The sequence below is a fragment of the Kitasatospora purpeofusca genome, from assembly GCF_034043715.1.
GTDB lineage: Bacteria > Actinomycetota > Actinomycetes > Streptomycetales > Streptomycetaceae > Kitasatospora > Kitasatospora purpeofusca_A.
Genome location: NZ_JAXCLC010000003.1, coordinates 130,774 through 152,872, shown reverse-complemented (window position 1 = coordinate 152,872; position 22,099 = coordinate 130,774). Strand labels below are relative to the sequence as shown.

At 74.0% G+C, this 22,099-nt stretch carries 17 protein-coding genes, 2 tRNA genes and 1 pseudogene; 11 read left to right on the top strand and 9 right to left on the bottom strand.

Annotated elements, in window-relative coordinates; all coding sequences use genetic code 11:
* Window positions 1–58: 58 nt before the first annotated feature.
* The 3 genes from SM793_RS02845 to snpA (SM793_RS02835) form a co-directional block, all read right to left on the bottom strand.
* Complete coding sequence (locus SM793_RS02845) at window positions 59–730, bottom strand: pentapeptide repeat-containing protein (RefSeq protein ID WP_320436362.1); 672 nt, start codon at window positions 728–730, stop codon at window positions 59–61.
* Between the two features lie 244 nt (window positions 731–974).
* Window positions 975–1,607, bottom strand: a complete 633-nt coding sequence (gene snpA / locus SM793_RS02840; RefSeq protein WP_320436361.1) for a snapalysin — start codon at window positions 1,605–1,607, stop codon at window positions 975–977.
* 270 nt (window positions 1,608–1,877) lie between these two features.
* Window positions 1,878–2,525: a snapalysin gene (gene snpA / locus SM793_RS02835; RefSeq protein ID WP_320436360.1), complete on the bottom strand. Its 648-nt coding sequence runs from the start codon at window positions 2,523–2,525 to the stop codon at window positions 1,878–1,880.
* Between the two features lie 376 nt (window positions 2,526–2,901).
* Here snpA (SM793_RS02835) and SM793_RS02830 point away from each other — a divergent pair.
* Window positions 2,902–3,735, top strand: a pseudogene (locus tag SM793_RS02830) (LysR family transcriptional regulator); the annotation flags it as partial.
* A gap of 188 nt (window positions 3,736–3,923) precedes the next feature.
* Here SM793_RS02830 and SM793_RS02825 read toward each other — a convergent pair.
* Window positions 3,924–5,114: a low temperature requirement protein A gene (locus tag SM793_RS02825; RefSeq protein WP_320436359.1), complete on the bottom strand. Its 1,191-nt coding sequence runs from the start codon at window positions 5,112–5,114 to the stop codon at window positions 3,924–3,926.
* A gap of 601 nt (window positions 5,115–5,715) precedes the next feature.
* Window positions 5,716–7,422: an ABC transporter family substrate-binding protein gene (locus SM793_RS02820; RefSeq protein ID WP_320436358.1), complete on the bottom strand. Its 1,707-nt coding sequence runs from the start codon at window positions 7,420–7,422 to the stop codon at window positions 5,716–5,718.
* Between the two features lie 432 nt (window positions 7,423–7,854).
* Between SM793_RS02820 and SM793_RS02815 the strand changes: the two genes are divergently transcribed.
* The 6 genes from SM793_RS02815 to SM793_RS02790 all read left to right on the top strand — a co-directional run bounded on the left by SM793_RS02815 (window position 7,855) and on the right by SM793_RS02790 (window position 13,913).
* Entirely contained in the window at window positions 7,855–8,838 is a 984-nt protein-coding gene (locus SM793_RS02815; RefSeq protein WP_320436357.1) for an ABC transporter permease, read from the top strand.
* A gap of 16 nt (window positions 8,839–8,854) precedes the next feature.
* On the top strand, window positions 8,855–9,853 hold the full coding sequence (locus tag SM793_RS02810; protein WP_413815858.1) for an ABC transporter permease: 999 nt from the start codon (window positions 8,855–8,857) through the stop codon (window positions 9,851–9,853).
* Entirely contained in the window at window positions 9,850–12,027 is a 2,178-nt protein-coding gene (locus SM793_RS02805) for an ABC transporter ATP-binding protein (RefSeq protein WP_320436356.1), read from the top strand. The genes SM793_RS02810 and SM793_RS02805 overlap by 4 nt, the downstream gene beginning before the upstream one ends.
* Window positions 12,028–12,103: 76 nt before the next feature.
* Window positions 12,104–12,865: a DUF4239 domain-containing protein gene (locus SM793_RS02800; RefSeq protein WP_320436355.1), complete on the top strand. Its 762-nt coding sequence runs from the start codon at window positions 12,104–12,106 to the stop codon at window positions 12,863–12,865.
* Between the two features lie 85 nt (window positions 12,866–12,950).
* Window positions 12,951–13,024: transfer RNA gene (locus SM793_RS02795), tRNA-Lys, on the top strand.
* Window positions 13,025–13,193: 169 nt separating this feature from the next.
* On the top strand, window positions 13,194–13,913 hold the full coding sequence (locus SM793_RS02790) for a GPP34 family phosphoprotein (protein WP_320436354.1): 720 nt from the start codon (window positions 13,194–13,196) through the stop codon (window positions 13,911–13,913).
* A 37-nt stretch (window positions 13,914–13,950) separates the two neighbouring features.
* On the opposite strand, the gene SM793_RS02785 is transcribed toward SM793_RS02790, so the two are convergent.
* Together SM793_RS02785 and SM793_RS02780 are read right to left on the bottom strand one after the other, a co-directional pair.
* Entirely contained in the window at window positions 13,951–14,907 is a 957-nt protein-coding gene (locus tag SM793_RS02785; RefSeq protein ID WP_320436353.1) for an alpha/beta hydrolase, read from the bottom strand.
* Complete coding sequence (locus tag SM793_RS02780) at window positions 14,904–15,692, bottom strand: DUF998 domain-containing protein (protein WP_320436352.1); 789 nt, start codon at window positions 15,690–15,692, stop codon at window positions 14,904–14,906. Before SM793_RS02780 ends, SM793_RS02785 begins: the two co-directional genes overlap by 4 nt.
* A 210-nt stretch (window positions 15,693–15,902) precedes the next feature.
* Between SM793_RS02780 and SM793_RS02775 the strand changes: the two genes are divergently transcribed.
* From SM793_RS02775 to SM793_RS02765, 3 genes are all read left to right on the top strand, one after another.
* Window positions 15,903–15,976: transfer RNA gene (locus SM793_RS02775), tRNA-Lys, on the top strand.
* A gap of 260 nt (window positions 15,977–16,236) precedes the next feature.
* Entirely contained in the window at window positions 16,237–18,687 is a 2,451-nt protein-coding gene (locus SM793_RS02770) for a transglycosylase domain-containing protein (protein ID WP_320436351.1), read from the top strand.
* Window positions 18,688–18,836: 149 nt separating this feature from the next.
* On the top strand, window positions 18,837–19,928 hold the full coding sequence (locus tag SM793_RS02765) for an EamA family transporter (protein WP_320436350.1): 1,092 nt from the start codon (window positions 18,837–18,839) through the stop codon (window positions 19,926–19,928).
* 82 nt (window positions 19,929–20,010) lie between these two features.
* Here the strand turns inward: SM793_RS02765 and lepB are convergent, their stop codons facing one another.
* Both lepB and SM793_RS02755 read right to left on the bottom strand, forming a co-directional pair.
* Complete coding sequence (gene lepB / locus SM793_RS02760; RefSeq protein WP_320436349.1) at window positions 20,011–20,808, bottom strand: signal peptidase I; 798 nt, start codon at window positions 20,806–20,808, stop codon at window positions 20,011–20,013.
* A 147-nt stretch (window positions 20,809–20,955) separates the two neighbouring features.
* Complete coding sequence (locus tag SM793_RS02755; RefSeq protein ID WP_320436348.1) at window positions 20,956–21,318, bottom strand: chorismate mutase; 363 nt, start codon at window positions 21,316–21,318, stop codon at window positions 20,956–20,958.
* 336 nt (window positions 21,319–21,654) lie between these two features.
* Between SM793_RS02755 and SM793_RS02750 the strand changes: the two genes are divergently transcribed.
* Entirely contained in the window at window positions 21,655–22,083 is a 429-nt protein-coding gene (locus SM793_RS02750) for an OsmC family protein (protein ID WP_320436347.1), read from the top strand.
* Window positions 22,084–22,099: the final 16 nt, after the last annotated feature.

Genomic DNA, 22,099 nt, shown 5'->3' with positions numbered 1-22,099 from the left:
CAGGTTTGTCGGACTGTTCTCCCGGCCGTCACCGAACGACCGGGAGCTGAACAGGGGCTCAGTCGTCCTTCACCGTGATCCCCAGGGCATGGGCGAACTGGGGTGCCAGTTCGAGGAGTTGGGTGGAGCTGATCAGGGCGCCGCGCAGGCCCTGGTGGCCGTCGGGGAGGCCGAGGGAGACGGCCCCGCGCAGGTCGACGCCGCTCAGGGTGGCGCCGCGCAGGTGGACCTCCTCCAGGGTCGAGCCGGGGAAGGACACTCCGGTGAGTTTCGCGTCGCCGAAGTCGACGTCGCGCAGCAGGCAGTCCTCGAAGACGACGTCGCGCAGGACGGCGGCGCGCAGGTTGACCGCCTCCAGCTTGCAGCCGCGCAGGACCACCCGGCGCAGCGCGGCGCCGTGGGCGGCGATGCCGGCCAGGACGCCGCCGGTGACGGCGCTGTCCTGCCACTCGCTGTCGACGAGGTCGCACGCCACCCAGCGGCCGGCCTGCGACCAGACCTCGTTGAACCGGGCCTGGCGGAGCTTGACGCCGCTCAGGGCGACGCCGGTCAGGGCGCACTCCAGGAAGGTGGCGCCGGCGGCCGACTGGTCGGTGTACTCGCCGCCGTCGAAGTGGACGGTGTCGTAGCGGTCGTCGCCGCGCAGCGGGCCGCGGTGCGGGACCAGGTGGTCCGCGTACGGCAGGTCCTCCAGGCGGTCGGGGACGTGCTGGGGCTTGGACGGCGGCATGGCGGTGGCACCTCACGGTCGGCGGCGGACGGCTCCTCGTCCGCATGCTCGCACGGGGTACCGACAGCCCCGGGGTGCGCAGCCGCCGCCCGGGGGTGCGGCGCGAGCGGGCGCGGCGGTGGCACGGTGGGGCGCCCACCGCCGGCCCTGCTCAGGTGCGCCGCGAAGGGCGGGAACGCACGCGGGGCGGCCCGGTCGCCGGGGGTTCGGCGACCGGGCCGTCCACTGCGGTGCGGGAGGAGGATCAGCCGGCCAGGCCGTTCCGCCAGAGGGTGTTGACCCGGCTGCGCTCGGTGCTGTTCGGGTTCGGGTTGGTGCAGGAGGTGCCGGGGCCGCCACCGGACATCAGCTCGCTGCACGGGCCCGAGTAGTGGTCCGGCAGGCCCAGCACGTGCCCGGTCTCGTGCGCGACGACGCGCAGCGAGCTGTACTGGCGGTTCTGCGCGTAGTCGAGGAAGACGTAGCCGCGGCCGTGGCCGTCGGTGCTCGCGTACGAGCCGCGCGAGTCGTTGCCCTCGTAGTAGCGGAAGTCGGCGGCCGAGCCGGAGCGCAGCTGGACGTTGGCGACCGAGCTGTTCCAGATCTGCGCGCTCTGGGATATCTGGTTGCGGAAGGTGGGCGCGCTGCTGGCGTCGTAGGTCACGGTGACCGCGAGCAGGAACGGGTTGGCGGCCTGCTTGGCCCGGGCGGACGCCATGACGGCCTCGAAGAACGCCTTGTTGTTGGCGTCCTCGGTGGGCGAGCCGGCGTAGGCGGAGCCGGCGGCGGTGTAGCCCTGGGTCGGCGCGGCGGCGGCGGTGGTGGTCGGCAGGACGGCCAGACCGGCGGCGAGCGCCAGTCCGACGGCAGCGGAAAACGTGCGTGAGACACGGTTCATGTGGGGGCTCCCGTTCAAGGACCGAGGGGTCGGGGGTACTTCGGGCGGGGTACCGCGGTGGTGCGGGCGCGCCGGACCGGCCGGAGGGGCGTCCGGGCGGCGCGCGTCGAGGGGCCGCCCGCCGGACGGGCGGGCCGCGAAGGGTGGACCGGCGGACCGGCAGATCAGCGGGCACGAGGCCGGGCAGCAGATCAGCGGGGCGGCAGGTCAGCGGGTCACGAGGCCGGCCAGCAGGCCGGTCTGCGGGTCAGCGGGCCGGGCACACCGACGTCAGCCGGCCAGGCCGTTGCGCCAGAGGGAGTTGACCCGGCTGCGCTCGGTGCTGTTCGGGTACGCGTTGGTGCAGGACGGACCGGGCCCGCCACCGGACATCAGCTCGCTGCACGGGCCCGAGTAGTGGTCCGGCAGGCCCAGCACGTGGCCGGTCTCGTGGGCGGTCACCCGCACCGAGGAGTACTGCTGGTTCTGGGTGTAGTCGAGGAAGATGTAGCCCTGGCCGTGACCGTCGGTGCTCGCGTACGAGCCGTTCTCCGGGTCGTCGCCCTCGTAGTAGGCGAAGTCGGCGCCGGACCCTTCCTGCAGCCGGACATTGGCGACCGAGCCGTTCCAGATCTGCGCGCTCCGGGCTATCTCCGCCGCGAAGGAGGGCGCGTTGCCCGCGTCGTAGGTGACCACGACGGCCCGCAGGTACGGGGTGGCGGCCTGCTTGGCCCGCGCGGACTTCATGACGGCCTCGTAGAACGCCCGGTCGTCCGCCTTGCCGGCGCTCTTCGTGGCGGCGCCCGGGGTGTACCCGTGGGCGGCGGCCGGACCGGGAGCGGTCACCGGGGCGGCGGTGGCGGCGGCGGGCAGGGCGGCCGTTCCTAGGGCGAGGGCGAGTCCGAGCGCGACGGAGAGCGTTCGCGGCATGCGGTTCATGTGGGGGCTCCGATTCGCGAGTGCGCCGCGGGCGGTGGGGGCCGGACCGCGGGCATCGGATGAATGCTTGCTGCCCACAGAGCTTCGGCCAGGCCGGCGGCCCGGCGGATGATGTCAACCGGCGATAGCCCGAACCAATCACCCGCACCCGCCGGGGGCCGCTCCCGGAGATCCGTCCCGCGGTCGGCCGGGAGTCGGCCGGGTATCGCCCGGGGGTCGTCCGGGAGTCGCCCGTGGATCCGCCCGGGGGTCGGCCGGCAGTCGCCCGGGAGTCGCCCGCTGCCCCGCCCGCGCGGTCCGGCGCCCGCGCCCCTGCCGACCCGACAGCCTGTCATGTCCCTGGCGTCATCCCGTTCTGGCCGTTACGCTCCCCCGTGTGGAGCTCGACGTGAGACACCTGCGGGTGCTGTGCGCGATCGCCGACACCGGAAGCCTCCGCAAGGCCGCGCTGCAGCTCGGGATGACCCAGCCGTCGCTCACCACCCAGCTGCACCGCATCGAACGGGCTGTCGGCGGAACGCTGTTCACCCGGGAGCAGACCGGCAGCCGGCCGACCGCGCTCGGCCACTCCGTGCTGTCCAGAGCCAGACCGGTGATCGCCGAGATGGCCGCGCTGGTCACCGCCGCGCGCCAGGAGGCCAGGGAGGCCGCCGGTGGCGAGCGGGCCCGCCGGCTGCGCATCGGCAGCGTCGGCAGCCGGGCGGTGGCCGCGTGGCTGCGCCGGGTGCACGAGCGGCTGCCGGAGACCGACACCACGATCCAGATCGACATCTCCGCCAACGCCCTGCTCCGGATGATCGCCGCCGACCAACTGGACGTCGCCTTCGTGCACGAGAGCGAGGGCTTCCCGGTGCGGCTGCCGCCGGACGCCGAGCACCGGGTCCTGCTCGCCCGCGAGCCGCAGTTCGTCGCACTCACCTCGGGCCATCCGGCGGCCTCGCGGCAGGTGGTCCGGCTGGCCGAACTCGCCGAGGACACCTGGATGGTGGACCCGACCGCCGACCACGAGTACGCCGCCATGCGCCGGGTGTTCCGCGCCGCCGGGCTCAATCCGCGCGTGGTCCAGGTCCGGGACAACGCCACCGCCGCCGAGCTCGTCGCCTCCGGCGAAGCGGTCCGCCCCTGCCAGCCGACCTCACTGCCCGGACCGGGCACCGTCGTCCGCCGGCTGCACGGCGACCCGCTGACCGTGCGGCTGCTCCTGGTCTGGCGGCCCCGCGCCCTCGGCCGGCCGGCCCGCGAGGCACTGTACGAGGAGCTGCGGGCGGCCTACCTGGACCTCGCCGAGGCCAGCCCCGCGTACCGGGCCTGGCTGTCCGGGCACGGCGAGGTCCTGCACGGCCTGCTGGGGCCGGCGCCGCCCGACCCGCCGCGCGCGGACGGGCCGACCGCGCTCGCTCAGCGCTCCCTGGCCTGCAGCGCCACCCCGACCGCCACCGTCGACGCCGTCACCAGGCCCGCCGCCAGGACCCCGGAGCCGCCCGCCGCCGTACAGGCGAGCACCACCACCGAGGCGGCCGGCAGCAGCACCTGAGCCGCGCCGGTCTTGACGTGCCGGGAGTGCAGCAACCACACGGTGACGAGGTAGAGCGCGGTCGGCACGGTCACCGTCGCGGCGGCGGCCGTCTCGGACACGTGCGCCTTGTGCACGGCCGATTCGACGGCCACCTCCAGCCCGGAGCCGATCGCCGCCGCCGCACCGAAGACCAGGTAGTGGCCGTAGCCCCAGAGGAAGGCCTGCCGGTTGTCGCGCAGATGGTCGTGGACCGGCCGGGCGAAGTAGATCCACCAGGCCGAGAAGCAGATCAGCAGACCGCCGGCCGCGACCGGCAGCAGCCGGCTCAGCCCCTCGTGCTCGTCCACCGCGGACTGCACCGCGACGGTCGCCGCCGCCACCGTCTCGCCGAGCACGATCAGCGTGAACAGGCCGTACCGCTCGGCGATGTGGTGCGGGTGCCAGCTGGTCCGCATCCGCAGCTCGGCGACCACCGGCACGGACAGCTCGGCCAGGATCCCGATCGGGATCAACACCGCCCGGACGTCGTGCGGGAGCACCAGCACCACCGTCCAGCCGATCTGGCAGAGGGTGATCCCGGCGGCGTAGCGCAGCGCCACACCGCGCGCCGGCCCCTCCTCGGCGGCCGCCGCGCGCAGCCACTGGGTGACCATGGCCAGCCGCATCACCACGTAGCCGACCACCGACAGCACGATCTCCTGGTCGGCGAAGAGCCGCGGCACCCCGGCCGCGAGGATCAGCACGCCGGCGATCTGGACCAGGGTGGTGACCCGGTACGGCACGTCGTCGCAGTCGTAGGCGGAGGCGAACCAGGTGAAGTTCATCCAGGCCCACCAGATCGCGAAGAAGGCGAAGGAGTAGCCGGCCAGCCCGTCGCCCCAGTGGCCCTCGGCGAGATCGTGGGCCAGCTCCCGCCCGGCCTGGCCGACGGCGACCACGAAGCAGAGGTCGAAGAAGAGTTCCAGCGGGGTGGCGACCCGGTGCGGCTCCTCCCGGCTGCGCGGGACCATCCGGCGCACCGGGCGCGGGTCGGCGTGGTGCGGTGGGGGGACTGCGGCGGAATCGCTGCTCATCGACTGTTCTCCGGGCTCCGGGCGGCGGGCTGTACCCGCCGATCCTGGCAGCGCGCAGGGTCCCGCGCACGCACCGCCGACCGCCCCGACGGTGTCGGCGGGGGCGGCCGATTGCCCCGGAACAGCCTGATTTGCCGTGGCGTCAGCGAGAGTTGACGCTTCGGTGCGCGAACCGGGTGACAGCACGGCGGGTTTCCGGGCGCGCCCCGCGCGGTAGGGCGCGAGGGCCCGGACCGCCCCGCTAGATTCGTCCCGGTTCGAAACGGGCGGGGTCCGGGGACGGGCCCCACGACACGGGCGGCCTGCGGGCATCGCGGAAGGTCAAGGCCGGTGGCAGGACAGCGGGGGCGGCAGCGCCGGTATCCCGTGTCCGTACCACCGGCCCCGTGATCACCGCGCTGCTCGCCAGCGCCTGCCGTGCGCTCGCTGGCCTGCGCCGCGCGCCCGCCCCACCGACGGACGTCCCGACGACACCCATCCCGACGACACCCATCCCGAGGACGCCCGCCCCGGCTCCGGTCCAGCGCCCGGCTCCGATCCCGGCTCCGATCCAGCGCCCGGCTCCGATTTCAGCTCCGGGCGCCGGTCCCGCCCCCGGCGGCTACTTCTCCCAGCCGACCTTGGTGTAGTCCGTGCTCGCCAGGCCGAAGGCTCCGTAGTTGGCGAGCCCCTTGCGGGCCGCCACCACGGTCGGCCGCTGGTACAGCTCGAAGGTGTGGCCGAGCTCCCAGATCCTGGCGTCCGCCTGGTTGTAGAGCTTCGCGGCCTCCACCGGGTCGATCGTGCCGGCCGCCTTCTTCAGCAGCCCGTCGATCTCCTCGCTGCCCAGCTTGGAGAAGTTGCCGAACACGTTGTCGCCCTGCGGCAGCCGGAAGTTGGTCAGGCTGCTGGAGAGCGGGAACGAGTCGGTGTTGCGCCAGCTGGCGACGTCCCACTTGCCGGGGTTGACGTACTTGGTGAAGAAGTCGTTGGCCGCGACCTTGTCGACCTCCACCTTGACCCCGGCCGCCAGCCACATCGCCTGGGCGGCGGTGGCGAGGTCGACCTGGGCCTGCGGGGTGGACTCGTTGAGCACCCAGTGCAGGGTCAGCGGCTGGCCGTCCTTGGTGCGCGGCTGGCCGCCGCCGGCCTCCTTCCAGCCCGCCTCGTCCAGCAGCTTCTTCGCCGCGGCCACGTCGAACTTCGCCCACTCGCCGGAGTTGTCCTGGTAACCGGCCTGGTTGGGCATGAAGATGTGGTTGCCGAGCGGCTTGAACTCGACCGGCACCCCGTTGTTGGCGATTCTGATGAGCGCGTTGCGGTCCAGCGCCTTCCCGAGCGCCTGACGCACCTTCTGGTCCGCCAGCGCACCGCCGCCGCCGAAGGAGATGTGCACCTCGTCCCAAGGGCTGGCCGAGCGGATCACCGCGTCCTTGGCGTCCTTGAGCTGCCCGTACGCGGTGGCGGTGCCGGCCGTGGCGAAGTCGATCTCGTTGTTGAGGAAGGCCTGGGTGGTCGCGGACTGCGACATCACCCGGAAGACGATCCGCTCCGCCTTGGGCTTGGCGCCCCACCAGTTCGGGTCCGGGACCAGGGTCAGGGTCTGCGCGGTCTTGTCGGCCGAGCCGATCTTCAGCGGGCCCGCGGTGATCGGGACCTTCTCCACCCAGCCCTTGTTGAAGTCGTCGGCGGTGGCGATCCCGGCGGCCGGGATCAGCGGGCGGAAGAGGTTCTGCCAGTCCGCGTACGTCTCGGAGAAGGTCACCTTGACCTCGGCCGGGTCGGCGCCCTGCTCGACCCCGGAGATCAGCTCGTAGCCGGCCGAGTCGGCGATGTTGTAGCCGTCCTTCTTGCCGTTGCTGGCCTCCCAGTCGGCCTTGAAGTCGAGGTAGCTCAGCGGCTTGCCGTCCGACCACTTGGCCTTCGGGTTCAGCTTGTAGGTGACCACCTGCGGCGAGGTCGAGGTGACCTTGGCGTCCACCAGGTAGTCGGCGTTCGCCTTGAAGGTGCCGGTCTCGTCGGTGCCGAAGAGGTCCGGTTCGACGGTGCGCATGATCTCGACCGCGTCGCCGTACCGGCCGTCCACCTGGAACGGGTTCCACTGGGTGATCCACTGGTAGAGCGGGAAGCGGACCTCGCCGCCGTCGCGGATCCGGTCCAGCGGCTGGGCGTTGATGTCGATGGACCCCTGCCCCGGCGCCGCGCTCTTCACCGCCGTGTCCGCCGAGCCGCCACCGCCGGAACTGCACGCGGTGGCCGCGAGGGCGACGGCGAGAGCGAGTACGGCGGCGCGGCCGAGTCGGCGCGCAGGCGTGGCGGAAGCGTGCATGAGGGTCCCCCGTGAGGTCCGGCGAGTGGTGACAGATGAGCATCGCGAGGTGTGGCGAGGCTTGAGCGTGGGCAGCCAAGTCGGTGCCGGGGACAGAACGTAACAGCCGATCAGGACGAGTACCAGGGGGCGTGGTGGACACCTGATCCAAACGAAACGGGGCGCAACACGACCGCAATACGGCGGCCGCGCACCGGTGCCAGACTCTGACCTGCACGCTTTCCTGACCACGGTCAAGAGCGCGGCCGGGAACCACCCGCGACCCGCCTGCCCACCCCCGCCCCGCGAACCTGCCGCGCCCACCGCGCCCACCGCGCCCACCCCCTCGGCACCCGCACCCACGGCACCCCGCTCCCCCCACCCCCGACCCGAAGGCCACCCTCCGATGCCCACCAGACGCGTCGGCCCCGCCCCCACCCCGGGCGGCCGCTGATGCTCCGCTACCTGATCAAGCGGTTCGCCTACTACGCCGCCCTGCTGGTCGCCGCCGTCTTCCTGGCGTACGCGCTGGCCGGCGCCGCGCTGCAGCCGCGCGTCTACTTCGAGGCGAAGGTGCCGCGCCCGGCCGCCGCCTCGGTCGAGCGCCAGCTCACGGACCTCAATCTGAACGACCGCACCCCGGTCGTCGAACGGTTCGGGCACTGGGCGGGCGGCCTGCTGCTGCACGGCGACCTCGGCCGCACCATCCACGACACCCCGGTGATGGACGACTTCCGCCGCCGGGTCTGGGTCTCACTGCGGCTGCTGCTGATCGGCAGCCTGCTCGGCATGGTGCTCGGCGTCGCCGCCGGCGCCTGGAGCGCCGTGCGCCAGTACCGGATCTCCGACCGGCTGCTCACCGTGCTCTCCTTCGTCCTGCTCTCCACCCCGGTGTTCCTGGTCGCCCTCTTCCTCAAGAACGGCGCCATCGCCGCCAAGGAGGCCGTCGGCCACGAGGTCGTCCCGTTCACCGGGTACGAGACCCCCGGCCTCAGCGGCGGCCTCGGCGCCCACCTCGCCGACTGGGCGCTGCACCTGCTGCTGCCGACCCTCTCGCTGGCGCTCGGCGGCCTCGCCACCTACAGCCGCTACCAGCGCGGCACCATGCTCGACGTGCTCGGCTCCGACTACCTGCGCACCGCCGAGGCCAAGGGCCTCACCCGGGGCCGCGCCCTGGTCAAGCACGGACTGCGGACGGCGGTGATCCCGATGTCGACGATGTTCGCGTACAGCTTCCTCGGCATCTTCACCGGCGCCGCGTTCACCGAGACCATCTTCGGCTGGCACGGCATGGGCGAATGGTTCATCCAGTCCGTCAACGAGCAGGACGTCAACGCGGTCGTCGCGGTCAACCTGTTCGCGGCGGTCGTGGTGCTCGCCTCCGGCTTCCTCGCCGACACCCTGCACGCCGCCCTCGACCCGCGCGTGCGGTCCTGAACCGAGGAGAGCCCCCTTGACCGCCGTCATCGCGGAGTCCGCCGGCCCCGCCGAGCCCGCCGGACCCGTCTCCCCCGCCGCTGCCCCCGCCCCCGGACCGACCGGCCGGGGACGGATCGTCCTCGCCCGGCTGCTCGCCGCCCGCTGGGCGGTGGTCGGCGTGGTCATCGTCCTGCTGCTGTTCCTGCTCGCCTTCGGCGGCGGGTTCCTCACGCCCTGGGACTACGCCACCCCCGACTACGGCGCGCTGCGCCAACCCCCCTCGGGCACCCACTGGTTCGGCACCAACGGGGTCGGCCAGGACGTCTTCGCGCAGACGATCCGCGGCCTGCAGAAGTCGCTGGTCATCGGCCTGCTGGTGGCGCTCTTCTCGACCGTGCTGGCCTCCCTGGTCGGCGCCTGCGCCGGCTACTTCGGCGGCTGGACCGACCGGCTGCTGATGTTCCTGGTCGACCTCATGCTGGTCTTCCCCAGCTTCCTGGTGATCACCATCGTCTCGCCCCGGCTGAAGGGCGCCGGCTGGCTCGCCTTCGTGCTGCTGCTCGCCCTGTTCAACTGGATGATCACCGCCCGGGTGGTCCGCTCGATGACCATCTCGCTGCGGGAGCGGGAGTTCGTGCGCGCCGCTCAGTTCATGGGCGTCCGTCCGCTGCGGATCATCTCCCGGCACATCCTGCCGAACGTCGCCTCCTTCCTCATCATCGATGCCACCATCGCGGTCGGCGGCGCCGTGATGAGCGAGACCGCGCTCTCCTACTTCGGCTTCGGCGTCAAGGCGCCGGACGTCTCGCTCGGGACCCTGCTCGCCGCCGGCACCAGTGAGGCCCCGGTCTTCCCCTGGCTGTTCTACTTCGCCGCCGGGCTGCTGGTGCTCTTCGTCCTGGCGGTCAACCTGATCGGCGACGGGCTGCGGGACGCGCTCGACCCCACCTCGGACGCCGCCCGGCGGCCCCGGCGGTCCCGCGCCCGCGCCCGTGCCCGTGCCCGTGCCACGAAGAAGAGGACCAGCGCGTGACCACCACCGCCACGACCACCACCGGGAACACCACCGGGACCCCGCTGCTGCGCGTCCGCGACCTTCGGGTCGACTTCACCGGCCCACGCGGCTCCGCCCCCGTCCCCGCCGTGCGCGGCGTCGACCTCACCCTGCACCGGGGCGAGACCCTCGGCATCGTCGGTGAGTCCGGCTCCGGGAAGTCCGTCACCGCGCTGGCCGTGCTCGGCCTGCTGCCCGGTACCGCCCGGGTCCGGGGCTCGGTCCGGCTGGACGACCGCGAGCTGATCGGCCTGCCCGGACGCGAACTGGCCGCCGTCCGCGGCCGACGGATCGCCATGGTGTTCCAGGACCCGCTCTCCGCCTTCACCCCCGTCTACCGGATCGGCGACCAACTCGTCGAGGCCCTGCGGATCCACCGGCCCGGCCTCGACCGCGCCGCCGCCCGCAAGCGGGCCGCCGAACTGCTCGACCTCGTCGGCATCCCGGCCCCCGACCGCGCCCTCGACAGCTTCCCGCACGAGTTCTCCGGCGGCATGCGGCAGCGCGCCATGATCGCCATGGCCGTCGCCAACGACCCGGACGTCCTGCTCGCCGACGAACCCACCACCGCCCTGGACGTCACCATCCAGGCGCAGGTGCTCGACGTGCTGCGCACCGCCCGCCGCGAGACCGGCGCCGCGCTCGTCCTGGTCAGCCACGACCTCGGGGTGATCGCCGGGATGGCCGACCGGGTCGCGGTGATGTACGCGGGCCGGGTGGTCGAGACGGCGGGCGTGGACGAGCTGTTCGCCGCGCCGCGCCACCCGTACACGCTGGGCCTGGTCGGGGCCGTCCCCCGACTGGACGGGAAGCGCGGACCGCTGGTGCCGATACCCGGCACGCCCGCGCCGATGGCCGAGCTGCCGCCGGGCTGCCCGTTCGCCCCCCGCTGCCCGCTGGTCGAGGACCGCTGCCGCACGTCCGAACCCCCGCTGACCGCCGACGGGACGGCGGACGTGGACACCGATGCGAAGACGGACACCGACGGCCCGACCGGCCCGGCCGACCACCTGGCGGCGTGCGTCCGGGCCGGCGAGCTGGCCGAACGACGGCCCGCGCCCACCGAGGTCTACCCCGTGCCCGAACTCCCGGCCGCGCCGGCCGCCGCACCGGTCCCCCGGGAGCAGCGCCCGCCGGTCCTGGAGGTCGAGGGGCTCACCAAGACCTTCCCGCTGCTCAAGGGCACCGTGTTCAAGCGCCGGATCGGCTCGGTCCACGCGGTGGACGGCGTCGAGCTGTCGATCCGGGAGGGGGAGACCCTCGGCCTGGTCGGCGAGTCCGGCTCCGGCAAGTCCACCACCCTGTTCGAGCTGCTGCGCCTCGCCGCCCCCGAGTCCGGACGGATCGAGCTGCTCGGCCGGGACACCTCCGCGCTCTCCCGCGCCGAGGCGCACCGGATGCGGTCCGATCTGCAGATCGTCTTCCAGGACCCGATGGCCAGCCTCGACCCCCGGATGCCGGTCGGCGACATCGTCGCCGAACCCCTGCGCGCCCAGCGGGCCGCGAAGGACGAGATCACCCGCCGGGTGCCCGAACTGCTCCGCCAGGTCGGCCTGGACCCGGCCCACGCCGCCCGCTACCCGCACCAGTTCTCCGGCGGCCAGCGGCAGCGGATCTCGATCGCCCGCGCGCTGGCCGTCCGGCCCCGGCTGCTGGTCCTGGACGAGCCGGTCTCCGCGCTGGACGTCTCGATCCAGGCCGGGGTGCTCAACCTGCTCCAGTCCCTCAAGGCGGAGCTGGGCCTCTCCTATCTCTTCGTCTCGCACGACCTCTCGGTGATCCGGCACCTCGCCGACCGGGTGAGCGTGATGTACCTGGGCCGGACGGTCGAACAGGGCGAGGTGTCCGCCGTCTTCGACCGCCCGCGGCACCCCTACACCCGGGCGCTGCTCTCGGCCGTCCCGCTGCCGGACCCGGCCGCCGAGCGGACCCGGACCCGGATCCTGCTGGCCGGCGACCCGCCCTCCCCCACTGTCCGGCACACCGGCTGCCCGTTCCGCGCCCGCTGCCCGGTGTACGCGGGGCTCGACGCGGGGGCACGCGACCGGTGCGAGACGGAGGCGCCGCCGCTCACCGGGGCCGGCCCGCTGCCGGCGGCCGCGGGTGCGCCGGCCCCCGACCACCGGGCCGCCTGCCACTTCCCGGAGGGGTGACGGGGCGTCCGCCGTTCACTCCGAACGGCGGACGCCCGCCTGGCGGAGCCTTGGGAGCCGTGCGACAACTGCTGCTATGACCTGGTCCAACCTGACGATCCTGTTCGGCACCCTCGCCGTCGTCGCCGTGGGCCTCCACCTGCTCCCCCGTCACCCCCTGCACAAGGCGCGGTCGCCCGGCAACGAGGTGGCCGCCGCGGTCTTCGCCATGGTCGGGGTGCTCTACGCGGTCCTGCTGGCCTTCGTGGTGATCGTGGTCTGGGAGGCCGCCGACGAGGCCCGCGCCACCACCTTCCGCGAGGCCGACCAACTCGCGGGCCTGTACTGGAACGCCCGCCAGTTCCCCACCACCGAGGGCGCCGAACTGACCACCCTGACGCTGCGGTACGCGCACAGCGTCATCGACGACGAGTGGCCGGTGATGAAGGACGGTCACGCGAGCGCCCCCCGGACCACCGAGCTGGTCTACCGGATCCGCGACACCACCAACGCCCTCGGACCGGCGGGCCCGGTCCAGCAGGTCCAGTTCGAACACGCCGTCGCGCACGTCGAGGGGCTGGCCACCGAGCGGCGGGCCAGGCTCAACCAGATCGAGAACGCCGTCCCGCCGCTGCTCTGGGCCCCGCTGATCCTCGGCGCGGTGCTGTCGATCGCCTTCACCTTCCTGTTCAGCGTCTCCAGCCTGCGGCTGCACACCGCGATGGTGCTGATCATGACCGCGATGATCTGCGTGTCCCTCATCGTGGTGAAGGAGTTGAACTACCCGTTCGACGGGCTGAGCGCCGTCCGCCCCGATGCCTTCGAGATCTTCCTCGCCCGGCTGCCGACCACCCACTGACGGCGGCTGTCGCCACGATGGGTGACCGTCCTGTCGCGATTCGGCGGATCGGCCCGATTGCGTGTAATGTCTTCCAGGTCAGCAGGCGCCGCTAGCTCAGTTGGTTAGAGCAGCTGACTCTTAATCAGCGGGTCCGGGGTTCGAGTCCCTGGCGGCGCACCGACGGTCGTAGGCCCCCTCGCAGCAGCGAGGGGGCCTACGGCGTTCCCGCGCTCCCGACCGTTCCCGACCGCTCGTAACCGTTCCCCCCGTTCCCCGGAAGGCCCGGAAACGGCGGCGGTCGGCGGATAGCGTGGGGGTCCGTCCTCGCATCGGAGGTGCTGCCGCCGTGGCTTCCCTCGGTCCGCCCGACCCTTCCGACCCTTCGGACCGCCTCCCGCTCGCGCTCGCGGAGGAGCTGGTCCTGCTCTGCACCGACCCGGACAGCGGCACCCTGCGGGTCTCCCGGAACGGCTTCCAGCGGGCGGTCGCGGCCGCCGTGCTCGCCGAGCTGCTGCTGACCGGCGGCATCACGGTCGAAGGCCGGCGGATCACCGCGTTCCGCCCGGTCGGGGCGTGCGACGAGGTCACCGCCGAGGTGCTCGCCCGGCTGGAGCGGGCCCCCAAGGGGCGCCGGCCCGGCCTGGACGCGGCCCTGCGCCGCGTGCCGCGGGCTCCGGCGGTGCGCTCCTTCCGGGAACGGCTGGTCGCGAGCGGGCACCTGACCGCCGAACGCCGCCGGATCCTCCTGCTGGTGCCGTACCGTGCCTGGCCGCCCGTGCGCGCCACCGTCGCCGCCGAGATCGCCGAGCGGATCACCGCCTCCCTGTCCCGCAAGGGATCGGCCTCCGGGTACGGCTCGGACGCCGCGCGGTGGGGGGCCTCCCCGGCGGCCGAGCGGGACCTGCAGCTGGCCGGGATGCTCTGGGCCGCGCGGCTGGACCGCCGGCTCTTCCCCGGCCGGATCCACTCCGAGCTGCGGAAGTCCTTCCGGGCGGTCGCCCGGGAGCAGCCGATCGCCCAGGCCCTGCACCGGGTGGTCGGGTCGGACAACGCCGGCGGCGGCTGAGCGGCGACGGCCGGGCGACCCCGGCCGGGTCCGGGGTTCAGCCCGGCCCGCGGGACGTGTCCAGGACCGCCGAGGCCACCGCGTCCGGCCGATCGAACATCAGCAGGTGCCCGGCCGGGGCGGTGCGCCGGTACTCCGCGCCGAGGAGCTCGGCGAGCCCCCGCTGGGCGGCCAGCCACTCCTCGGTCCGGGGGCCGCTCAGGCCGTCGTCGGCGGCGAGCACGGTCACCGGCAGGCCCGCCGGGAGCGGCGCGGCGCGGCGCAGCGCGGCCAGTTCGGCGGCCATGTCCAGGTAGTGGGTGTTCTCCCGGAGCAGTGCCCGCAGCGACCGCCCGGTGCGGTAGCAGTGCCGGACCAGCGGCGCCGGGGCGAGGTCCTCGTGCCGCACCGTGGTGGCCCGGGCGACGGTCCGGCGTACGGCGGGCCCGAGCAGGTAGGGCACGGCGACGGCGGTGGCGGCGGCGGCGGTGGCGCGCGCCGCGAGGTCCCGCAGGCGGGGCGCCGGGCGCGGCCGGGGGTCGGGTTCGACGCTGCCGTCGAGCAGGACCAGCCCGGCCGTCCGCTCGGGGTACAGCCGCGCGAACGCCTCGGCGTGGAAGCCGGCCAGCGAGTGCCCGGCCACCGTGCAGCGCCCGGGCAGGCCGAGCGCGTCGAGGACGGCCCGGATCCGGCCCGCCTCCCCGGCGGCGGTGGGGGCGGGCCGGTCGGCCGGTTCGGAGGCGCTCAGGCCGTAGCCGGGCCGGTCGAAGCGGACGACGGTGCGGTAGGGGGTGAGGAAGGGGACCACGAGGTCCCAGTCGAACCAGCTGCTGCCGAGCCCGCCGGTGAGCAGGCACACCGGCCCCAGGCCCTCGACCCGGACGTGCAGCGGGGTGCCGTCGATCCGCACGAAGGCGGTCGGCGCCGGGCCGGACGGACCCTTGTGGTCCTCGTGGCCCTCGGGACCGCCGGGGCCTCCGGCGCCGTCCCCGGTCGGGCCGCGGGCGCCGGTCATACCGGATCCCGCCGCTCGGTCCGGCCCGGCAGGCCGACGGCCACCGCGAGCAGCGCGAGCCAGAGGGCGACGATCAGCACCTGGAGCCGCTGGCCGGCGCCCAGCGCCCAGGTGCCGCGACCCGCCTCGAAGGCGGCGATCGCGCTCAGGCTCCAGCCGGTGGCGAGCACCTCGGCGCCCAGGAGCCACGGCCCGTACCGGCGCACCGGCGGCCACCGGCGGTAGCGCCGGGCGGCGACGGTGAGCGCGGTCAGCCCGCCGAGCGCGCCGAGCATGGCCAGGCTGCTGGTCACGGCGTGCGCGGTGTGGGTGGCGGGGACGAGTCCGGCGGTCTCGCGGGCGGCGCACATCTCGTCGCTGGTGGGCGCGCAGCTCAGCGGCAGCCGGGAGTCCGCGGCGGTGGCCGCGCCGAACAGGGCGAGCGCGGCCCAGCCGCCCGCCGCCCAGGGCCGCCGGCCCGGGCTCTCCCCGGCCGCCGGGGTCGCCGGGCGGCGGAGATGGAAGGCGGACAGGGCGAGGAGGGCCGCCGCCAGCACGGCGAGTCCGGCGACCAGGTCGGTGGCCCGGAAGAGGCCGCCCAGCGGCTGGTCCTCGGCGGCCAGCTCGCTGATGTAGGCCTGGACCGGGTCGAGCCCGGTACTGAGCACCACCTCCAGGACCCACGCGGTGTACGCCACCGCGCTGAGCAGCAGCAGTGCGGCGACGGCCCCGGTGGCGGCCCCCGGCCGGGCCGGGGCCGGGCGCGGGCCGGTGCCGCCGGTCGGACCGCAGGCCGGGGCGGACATCGGGGTGGACGTCGGGGCGGACGTCGGGGCGGACGTCGGGGCGGGGGTGCGCCGAGCGTTCCGGCGACCGGGATGGGAGCTGGGCACAAATCCACCCTAGCCGCCACCAAACTCCACCCCAACCGGGCGGAAACGGACAGGCTGTTCCCGGTGACGCCCAGGTGGTTCGAGGCACTCTTCGGAAGCGTGTATTGTTTTCCCCGTCAGCAGGCGCCGCTAGCTCAGTTGGTTAGAGCAGCTGACTCTTAATCAGCGGGTCCGGGGTTCGAGTCCCTGGCGGCGCACAGACACCGGGGAGCCTCTCGTTCACACGAGGGGCTCTCCGGCTTTTCGCTGCCCATTGACGCCCGATTTGTGTGTGATGTCGGTCTCGCTTCCCGTCTCGGTGGAGCCAACCGGTACCTTCGGCGCGTTCTGGGCTGTACACCGGAAAAGGGGCAAAAGCTCCCGACCGCCGACGGTCCCGTCCGCGCGGGCCGGCCCTACGTGCCGCCGCCCCGACCGCGCACCCTCCCGTCGCCCGCCCGCAGGAAAGGCCGCCGCTTTGTCCCGTAACGCCCCGAGCGGCGCGCAACGCACCCGGAAGACCAGGGTCCGACGGCCCCGGCGGACCGGCTGGCGCCGGCTGGTACCGACCTGGCGGCTGACCCTGGTGGGCCTCGTGGCCTCGGTCCTGCTCGGGGTCGGCCTGTTCGCCCTCGGCGTCGCCCTGGTGAAGGTGCCGGACGCGCACGCGGCCGCGACCACCCAGAGCAACACCTGGCTCTACCAGGACGGCTCGGTGCTCGCCCGGACCGGCCAGACCAACCGCCAGAACGTCCCGCTGGACAAGGTCTCCCCCGCCGCGCAGCACGCGACCCTGGCCGCCGAGGACCGCGACTTCTACCACGAGGGCGCCGTCAACGTGGCCGGCATGGTCCGCGCCGCCGTCAAAACCGCCAAGGGCGAGGGCACCCAGGGCGGCTCCACCATCACCCAGCAGTACGTGAAGAACACCTACCTGAACCAGCAGCAGTCGGTCAGCCGCAAGGTGAAGGAACTCTTCATAGCGATCAAGGTGGACGCCACCGAGACCAAGGACGAGATCCTCTCCAGCTACCTCAACACCTCCTACTACGGGCGTGGCGCGTACGGCGTCCAGGCCGCCGCCCAGCAGTACTTCGGCGTCGACGCCGCACAGCTCGACGCCGCCCAGGGCGCCTACCTGGCCACGCTGCTGAACGCCCCCACCGCGTACGACGTCGCCACCGCCACCCCGGCGGGCAGGCAGAACGCGGTCAACCGCTGGAACTACGTGCTCGACGGCATGGTGAAGGAGGGCTGGCTGTCCGCCGAGGAGCGGACCGCCACCGCCTTCCCCGAGGTCAAGGACCCGCAGGCGCAGCTCGGACTGTCCGGCCAGGCCGGCTACCTGGTCAACGCCGCGACCGAGTACCTCACCACCAACCAGGTCATCGGCGAGTCGGAGCTGGCCAAGGGCGGCTACACGATCAGGCTGACCGTCGACCCGGCGCGCCAGCAGGCCCTCCAGGACTCCGTCCAGGCCCAGCTGCACGACACCCTCGACCCGGACAAGCGGAAGAAGGACGCCGCCGTCCAGGCCGGCGCCGCCTCGGTGGACCCGAGGACCGGGGCCGTGGTCGCCCTGTACGGCGGCGTCGACTACACCAAGCACTACATCGACAACGCGACCCGGCGGGACTACCAGTCGGGCTCGACCTTCAAGGCGATCGCGCTGGCGGCGGCGCTGGAGAACAACGCGAAGACGCAGTCCGGCCAGACCGTCACCCCGCGCACCGTCTACGACGGCACCAGCGAGCGCAAGGTCCGCGGCGGGAAGGGCACCCCGTACGCGCCGCCGAACGAGGGCGACAAGAGCTACGGCCAGATCACCCTCCAGCAGGCCACCGACTGGTCGGTGAACTCGGCTTTCGCCCAGCTCGCCCAGGACACCGGCCTGGCGAAGGTGCGGGACACCGCGGTCGCGCTCGGCCTGCCCAGCAACACCCCGTCCCTGGACCCGGTGGCCTCCATCCCGCTGGGCACCTCGACCCCCAGCGTGCTCGACATGGCCGGCGTGTACGCCACGCTGGACAACGGCGGCAGGCAGATCACCCCGTGGCTGGTGCAGTCGGTGGACCGCGAGGGCGAGCCGGTCGCGCTGCCCGCCCACAAGACCACCCAGGCGGTCGGCGAGCAGACCGCGCGCCAGGTCACGTCGATGCTCCAGGGTGTGGTGGCCGACCAGGGCGGCACCGGCTGGCGGGCCAAGGCACTGGGCCGGCCGGCGGCGGGCAAGACCGGCACCACGGACGAGCACAAGGCGGTCTGGTTCGTCGGGTACACCCCGGAGCTGGTCACCTCGGTCGCGCTGTTCGGCCAGGACCCGGGCACCGGTGCGCAGGTCAGCCTGAGCGGCACCGGCGGACTCGACGGCGCGGCGGGCGGCCAGTACCCGGCGCAGATCTGGACCGCCTACATGAAGGCGGCGCTCAAGGGCCAGCCGGTCTCCGAGTTCCCCGCCCCCTCGGGCGCGGACGACTCGGGGCGCGGCGGCTGGGGCTCCTCCGGGGCCGGCGCTTCGCCCAGCCCCTCGGGCGGCGCGAGTTCCGCGCCGGCCACCCCGGACGGGACGGCGACGCCCTCCGGCGAGCCGTCGCCGCGGAGCAGCCAAGGCGGCCAGGGCGGAGCGGGCGGCTCCGGCGGGTCGGGCGGCTCCGGCGGGTCGGGCACCGGTTCGGAGCCCACCGCCACGCCGTCGGGCGGACCGACCACGACACCGCAGCCGACCGGCGGCACCGGCGGGGCGACCACCGCCCCGACCCAGCCGACGACGCCGCAGCCGACCAGCAGGCCGACCAGGACCCCGGCGCCGACCACCGCGCCGACCACCGGACCCACCACCGGACCCACCACGCCACCGCAGCCGACCGGCGGCACCGGCGGCACCGGCACGGGGTCCGGCGGCGGCACCGGGACCGGCTCCGGCCAGTAGCTGCGGCCGGTAGCGGGGGTCGGTAGCGGGGTCGGTAGCTGCGACTGGTGGCTGCGGCCGGTAGCGGGGGCTCACCGCGGGTGACGTGCAGGACCGAATAACGAAATGACCCCTTACCGAAATCGCGGTCCTGCTGTCACACTTCGTCGGTGCACAGCTCGAAGCCCCCGCTCGGCCGCTCCTCCGGCCGGACCCTCGGTCTCACCCTCGCCCTCGTCTCCGCGGTCGCCTTCGGCGGCTCCGGCACCGCGGCCAAACCACTGATCGAGGCCGGGCTGTCGCCCCTGCACGTGGTCTGGCTACGGGTGACCGGCGCCGCCGTCGTCCTGCTGCCGCTGGCCTACCGCCACCGCGAGGCCGTGCTGCGGCGGCCCGGCCTGCTGATCGGCTTCGGCCTGCTGGCCGTCGCGGGCGTGCAGGCCTGCTACTTCGCGGCCATCTCCCGGATCCCGGTCGGCGTCGCCCTCCTGATCGAGTACCTCGGCCCGCCGCTGCTCATCGGCTACGTCCGGTTCGTCCAGCGCCGGCCGATCAGCCGGGGCGCGGCGATCGGCGCCGGCGTCGCGGTCGCCGGACTCGCCTGCGTGGTCGAGGTGTGGAACGGGCTGAGCTTCGACCTGCTCGGCGTGCTGTTCGCCCTGGGCGCCGCCTGCTGCCAGGTCGGCTACTTCGTGCTCGCCGACGCCGGGAGCCGGGGCGACCGCCCCGTCGACCCGATCGCGGTCAGCGCGTACGGCCTGCTGATCGGCTCGGTCCTGCTCACCGCCCTCACCCGCCCCTGGCAGGCGGACTGGGGCAAGCTCGGCGGGGACGTGGTGATGAACGGGCACACCCTGCCCGCGCTGCTCCCGGCCGCCTGGATGGTCCTGATCGCTACCGTGCTCGCCTATCTGACCGGCGTCGTCGCCGTCCGCCACCTGTCGCCGCCGGTCGCCGGTGTGGTGGCCAATCTGGAGGCGGTCGTGGCGACCGTGCTGGCCTGGGTCCTGCTCGGCGAGCACCTCGGCCTGCCGCAGGTGACCGGCGGACTGCTGGTGCTGGCCGGCGCCTTCGCGGCCCAGGCGAGCAAGCCCGCCGCGGCGGAGGTGTCCGGGGGGACCGGGAAGAGCGGGGAGGCCGGCCTGGACGCGGGTCTCACGGCGGTTCCGGCGGGCGCGACCGCGCTCGGCGAGCGGCTCGCGCGGGCCGCCGGGGCCGAGGCCGGCGGCACCCCGGAGAAGGAGCCCGGCCGGGAGCGGTGACCGGCGGGAGCCGCCGGAGCCCGGCGCGAGGCCGGGGCGGAAACCTGGGCAGGGGCAGAGGCAGGGACCGGAACCGGTCCGATCAGCGGCCGACCCAGCCGAACCAGTCGAGGTGGCCGAGCGGCCACACCACGGCCGACACCGGACCGACCACGTTGTCCACCGGCACGGCGCCCCCGCCCGGGCCCCGCTGGTGGTACCGGGAGTCGGCGGAGTCGCTGCGGTGGTCGCCCTCGACCCAGACGTGGCCCTGCGGCACCGTCACCGGGCCGAAGTCCAGGCCGGCGCAGGAGTCGTCCCCGGGATGGAGGTACGGCTCGTCGACCTTCGCACCGTCGACGGTCAGCGTGGTGCCCGAGCACTGCACCGTCTGCCCACCGGTCGCGATCACCCGCTTGACCAGGTAGTTGTCGTCCTTCGGCGGCACCAGGCCGACGAAGGAGAGCGCCGAGCCCAGCGCGTCGGTCAGCGGGTTCCCGTCGGTCGCCTGCGGCGGCAGCCAGCCGCCCGGGTCCTTGAACACCACCGGCTGGCCCGGCTCGGGCTTCCAGCCGGTCAGCGGGGCGAGCTTGTTGACGCCGACCCGGTCACCGATCCGCAGGGTGTTCTCCATCGAACCGGAGGGGATGGTGAACACCTGGAACAGACAGGTCTTGATCAGCAGCGCGACCACCAGGCCCACCGCCGCCATGGCCGGGATCTCGATCCACCACGGCCTCGGCCGGCGCCCCGACCGCCCCTTCTTCGGCGACCTGCTCCGACGCCCCTCGGCGGACCGCCGTGCCCGCCGGGCCTCGGCCCGGCCCCCGGCCGGGGCAGCGGGGGCGGCGGTACCGGCCCCGGCATCGCCGCCGTGGGTGTCCGGCAGGTTCACCGCCATCGTCGCTGCTCCACTCTCCGGCTGCGGGGGAACCAGCACGCTACGCCAATCGGGGATCCAGGCGAAATCGGGCTTTTACCCGTGCCCGACATCCCCCCGGCCCGCGTCGACGGCGGCTCCGGCCGGCGGCGCGGGCCGCGCGGGCCGTCAGACGGCGTCGTTCCCGCTGGTCACAGCGGCACTCGCGATCTGCTCGTGGTGTCGGATGACCTCGGCGATGATGAAGGTGAGGAACTTCTCCGCGAACACCGGGTCCAGGTGCGCGCCGGCGGCCAGCTCGCGCAGGCGCTTGATCTGGGCGCGCTCGCGGGCCGGATCGGCCGGGGGGAGCCTGTGCTCGGCCTTGAGCCGGCCGACCCGCTGGGTCGCCTTGAAGCGCTCGGCCAGCATGTGGACCACCGCGGCGTCGATGTTGTCGATGCTCTGACGCAGGCTGGTCAGCTCGGCCCGCACGGCGTCGTCGACCCCCTCGGGCAGTCCGGCGTCGGGGGTCGTGGGGTGGTCCGTCATCGGGAAGGCTCCGCGGCTCTCTCGGTCTTGCGCCCGGCCGTCCGGCGGCCGGGCCCGGGCCCGCGCAAATCTAACAGGGCGCCCGGCACCGGCCCGCACCATTTGGCCGATCGGTCCACGATATGGACGGCACACGGACCGACCGCCGGACGGCGCTCCGAGCTGCCCGGGCCCGCCCGCCGCAGGCCGCGTCCGCCCGGGCGGGCGAGGGATTTTCGGACTCGGCAGACCGAGGCGCTACTTGTGGCAGGCCCCGGACCTGCACGTAGGCTGGGGCGCGGCAGGACCGGACGTGACGAACCAGCAGTTCCTCATTTTTCGATGGAGGTACCGATCGTGGCAACCACTCGCACCGCCCGCACCGCTTGGGAAGGCAACCTGCTCGACGGCAAGGGCCAGGTGACGTTCGCGTCGTCCGGCATCGGCGAGTTCCCGGTGTCCTGGCCGGCCCGCGCCGAGACGCCGAACGGGCTGACCAGCCCGGAGGAGCTCATCGCGGCCGCGCACTCCGCCTGCTTCTCGATGGCGCTCTCGCACGGCCTGGCGGGCGCGGGCACCCCGCCCACCAAGCTCGACACCCAGGCCGATGTCACCTTCCAGCCGGGCACCGGCATCACCGGCATCCACCTCACCGTCACCGGTGAGGTGCCCGGACTCGACGAGGCCGGTTTCGTGGCCGCCGCCGAGGACGCCAAGGCGAACTGCCCGGTGAGCCAGGCCCTGACCGGCACCACCATCACCCTCACGGCCAAGCTGGCCGGCTGACCGTCCGTCCTTCCGC

Coding starts and splice junctions, on each gene's coding strand:
- snpA (WP_320436360.1), bottom strand. CDS start 2,525: ATGAACCGCATGCCGCGAACGCTCTCCGTCGCGCTCGGACTCGCCCTC.
- SM793_RS02755 (WP_320436348.1), bottom strand. CDS start 21,318: ATGACGGACCACCCCACGACCCCCGACGCCGGACTGCCCGAGGGGGTC.
- SM793_RS02800 (WP_320436355.1), top strand. CDS start 12,104: ATGACCTGGTCCAACCTGACGATCCTGTTCGGCACCCTCGCCGTCGTC.
- SM793_RS02785 (WP_320436353.1), bottom strand. CDS start 14,907: ATGACCGGCGCCCGCGGCCCGACCGGGGACGGCGCCGGAGGCCCCGGC.
- SM793_RS02845 (WP_320436362.1), bottom strand. CDS start 730: ATGCCGCCGTCCAAGCCCCAGCACGTCCCCGACCGCCTGGAGGACCTG.
- SM793_RS02820 (WP_320436358.1), bottom strand. CDS start 7,422: ATGCACGCTTCCGCCACGCCTGCGCGCCGACTCGGCCGCGCCGCCGTA.
- lepB (WP_320436349.1), bottom strand. CDS start 20,808: ATGGCGGTGAACCTGCCGGACACCCACGGCGGCGATGCCGGGGCCGGT.
- SM793_RS02780 (WP_320436352.1), bottom strand. CDS start 15,692: ATGTCCGCCCCGGCCTGCGGTCCGACCGGCGGCACCGGCCCGCGCCCG.
- SM793_RS02815 (WP_320436357.1), top strand. CDS start 7,855: ATGCTCCGCTACCTGATCAAGCGGTTCGCCTACTACGCCGCCCTGCTG.
- snpA (WP_320436361.1), bottom strand. CDS start 1,607: ATGAACCGTGTCTCACGCACGTTTTCCGCTGCCGTCGGACTGGCGCTC.
- SM793_RS02825 (WP_320436359.1), bottom strand. CDS start 5,114: ATGAGCAGCGATTCCGCCGCAGTCCCCCCACCGCACCACGCCGACCCG.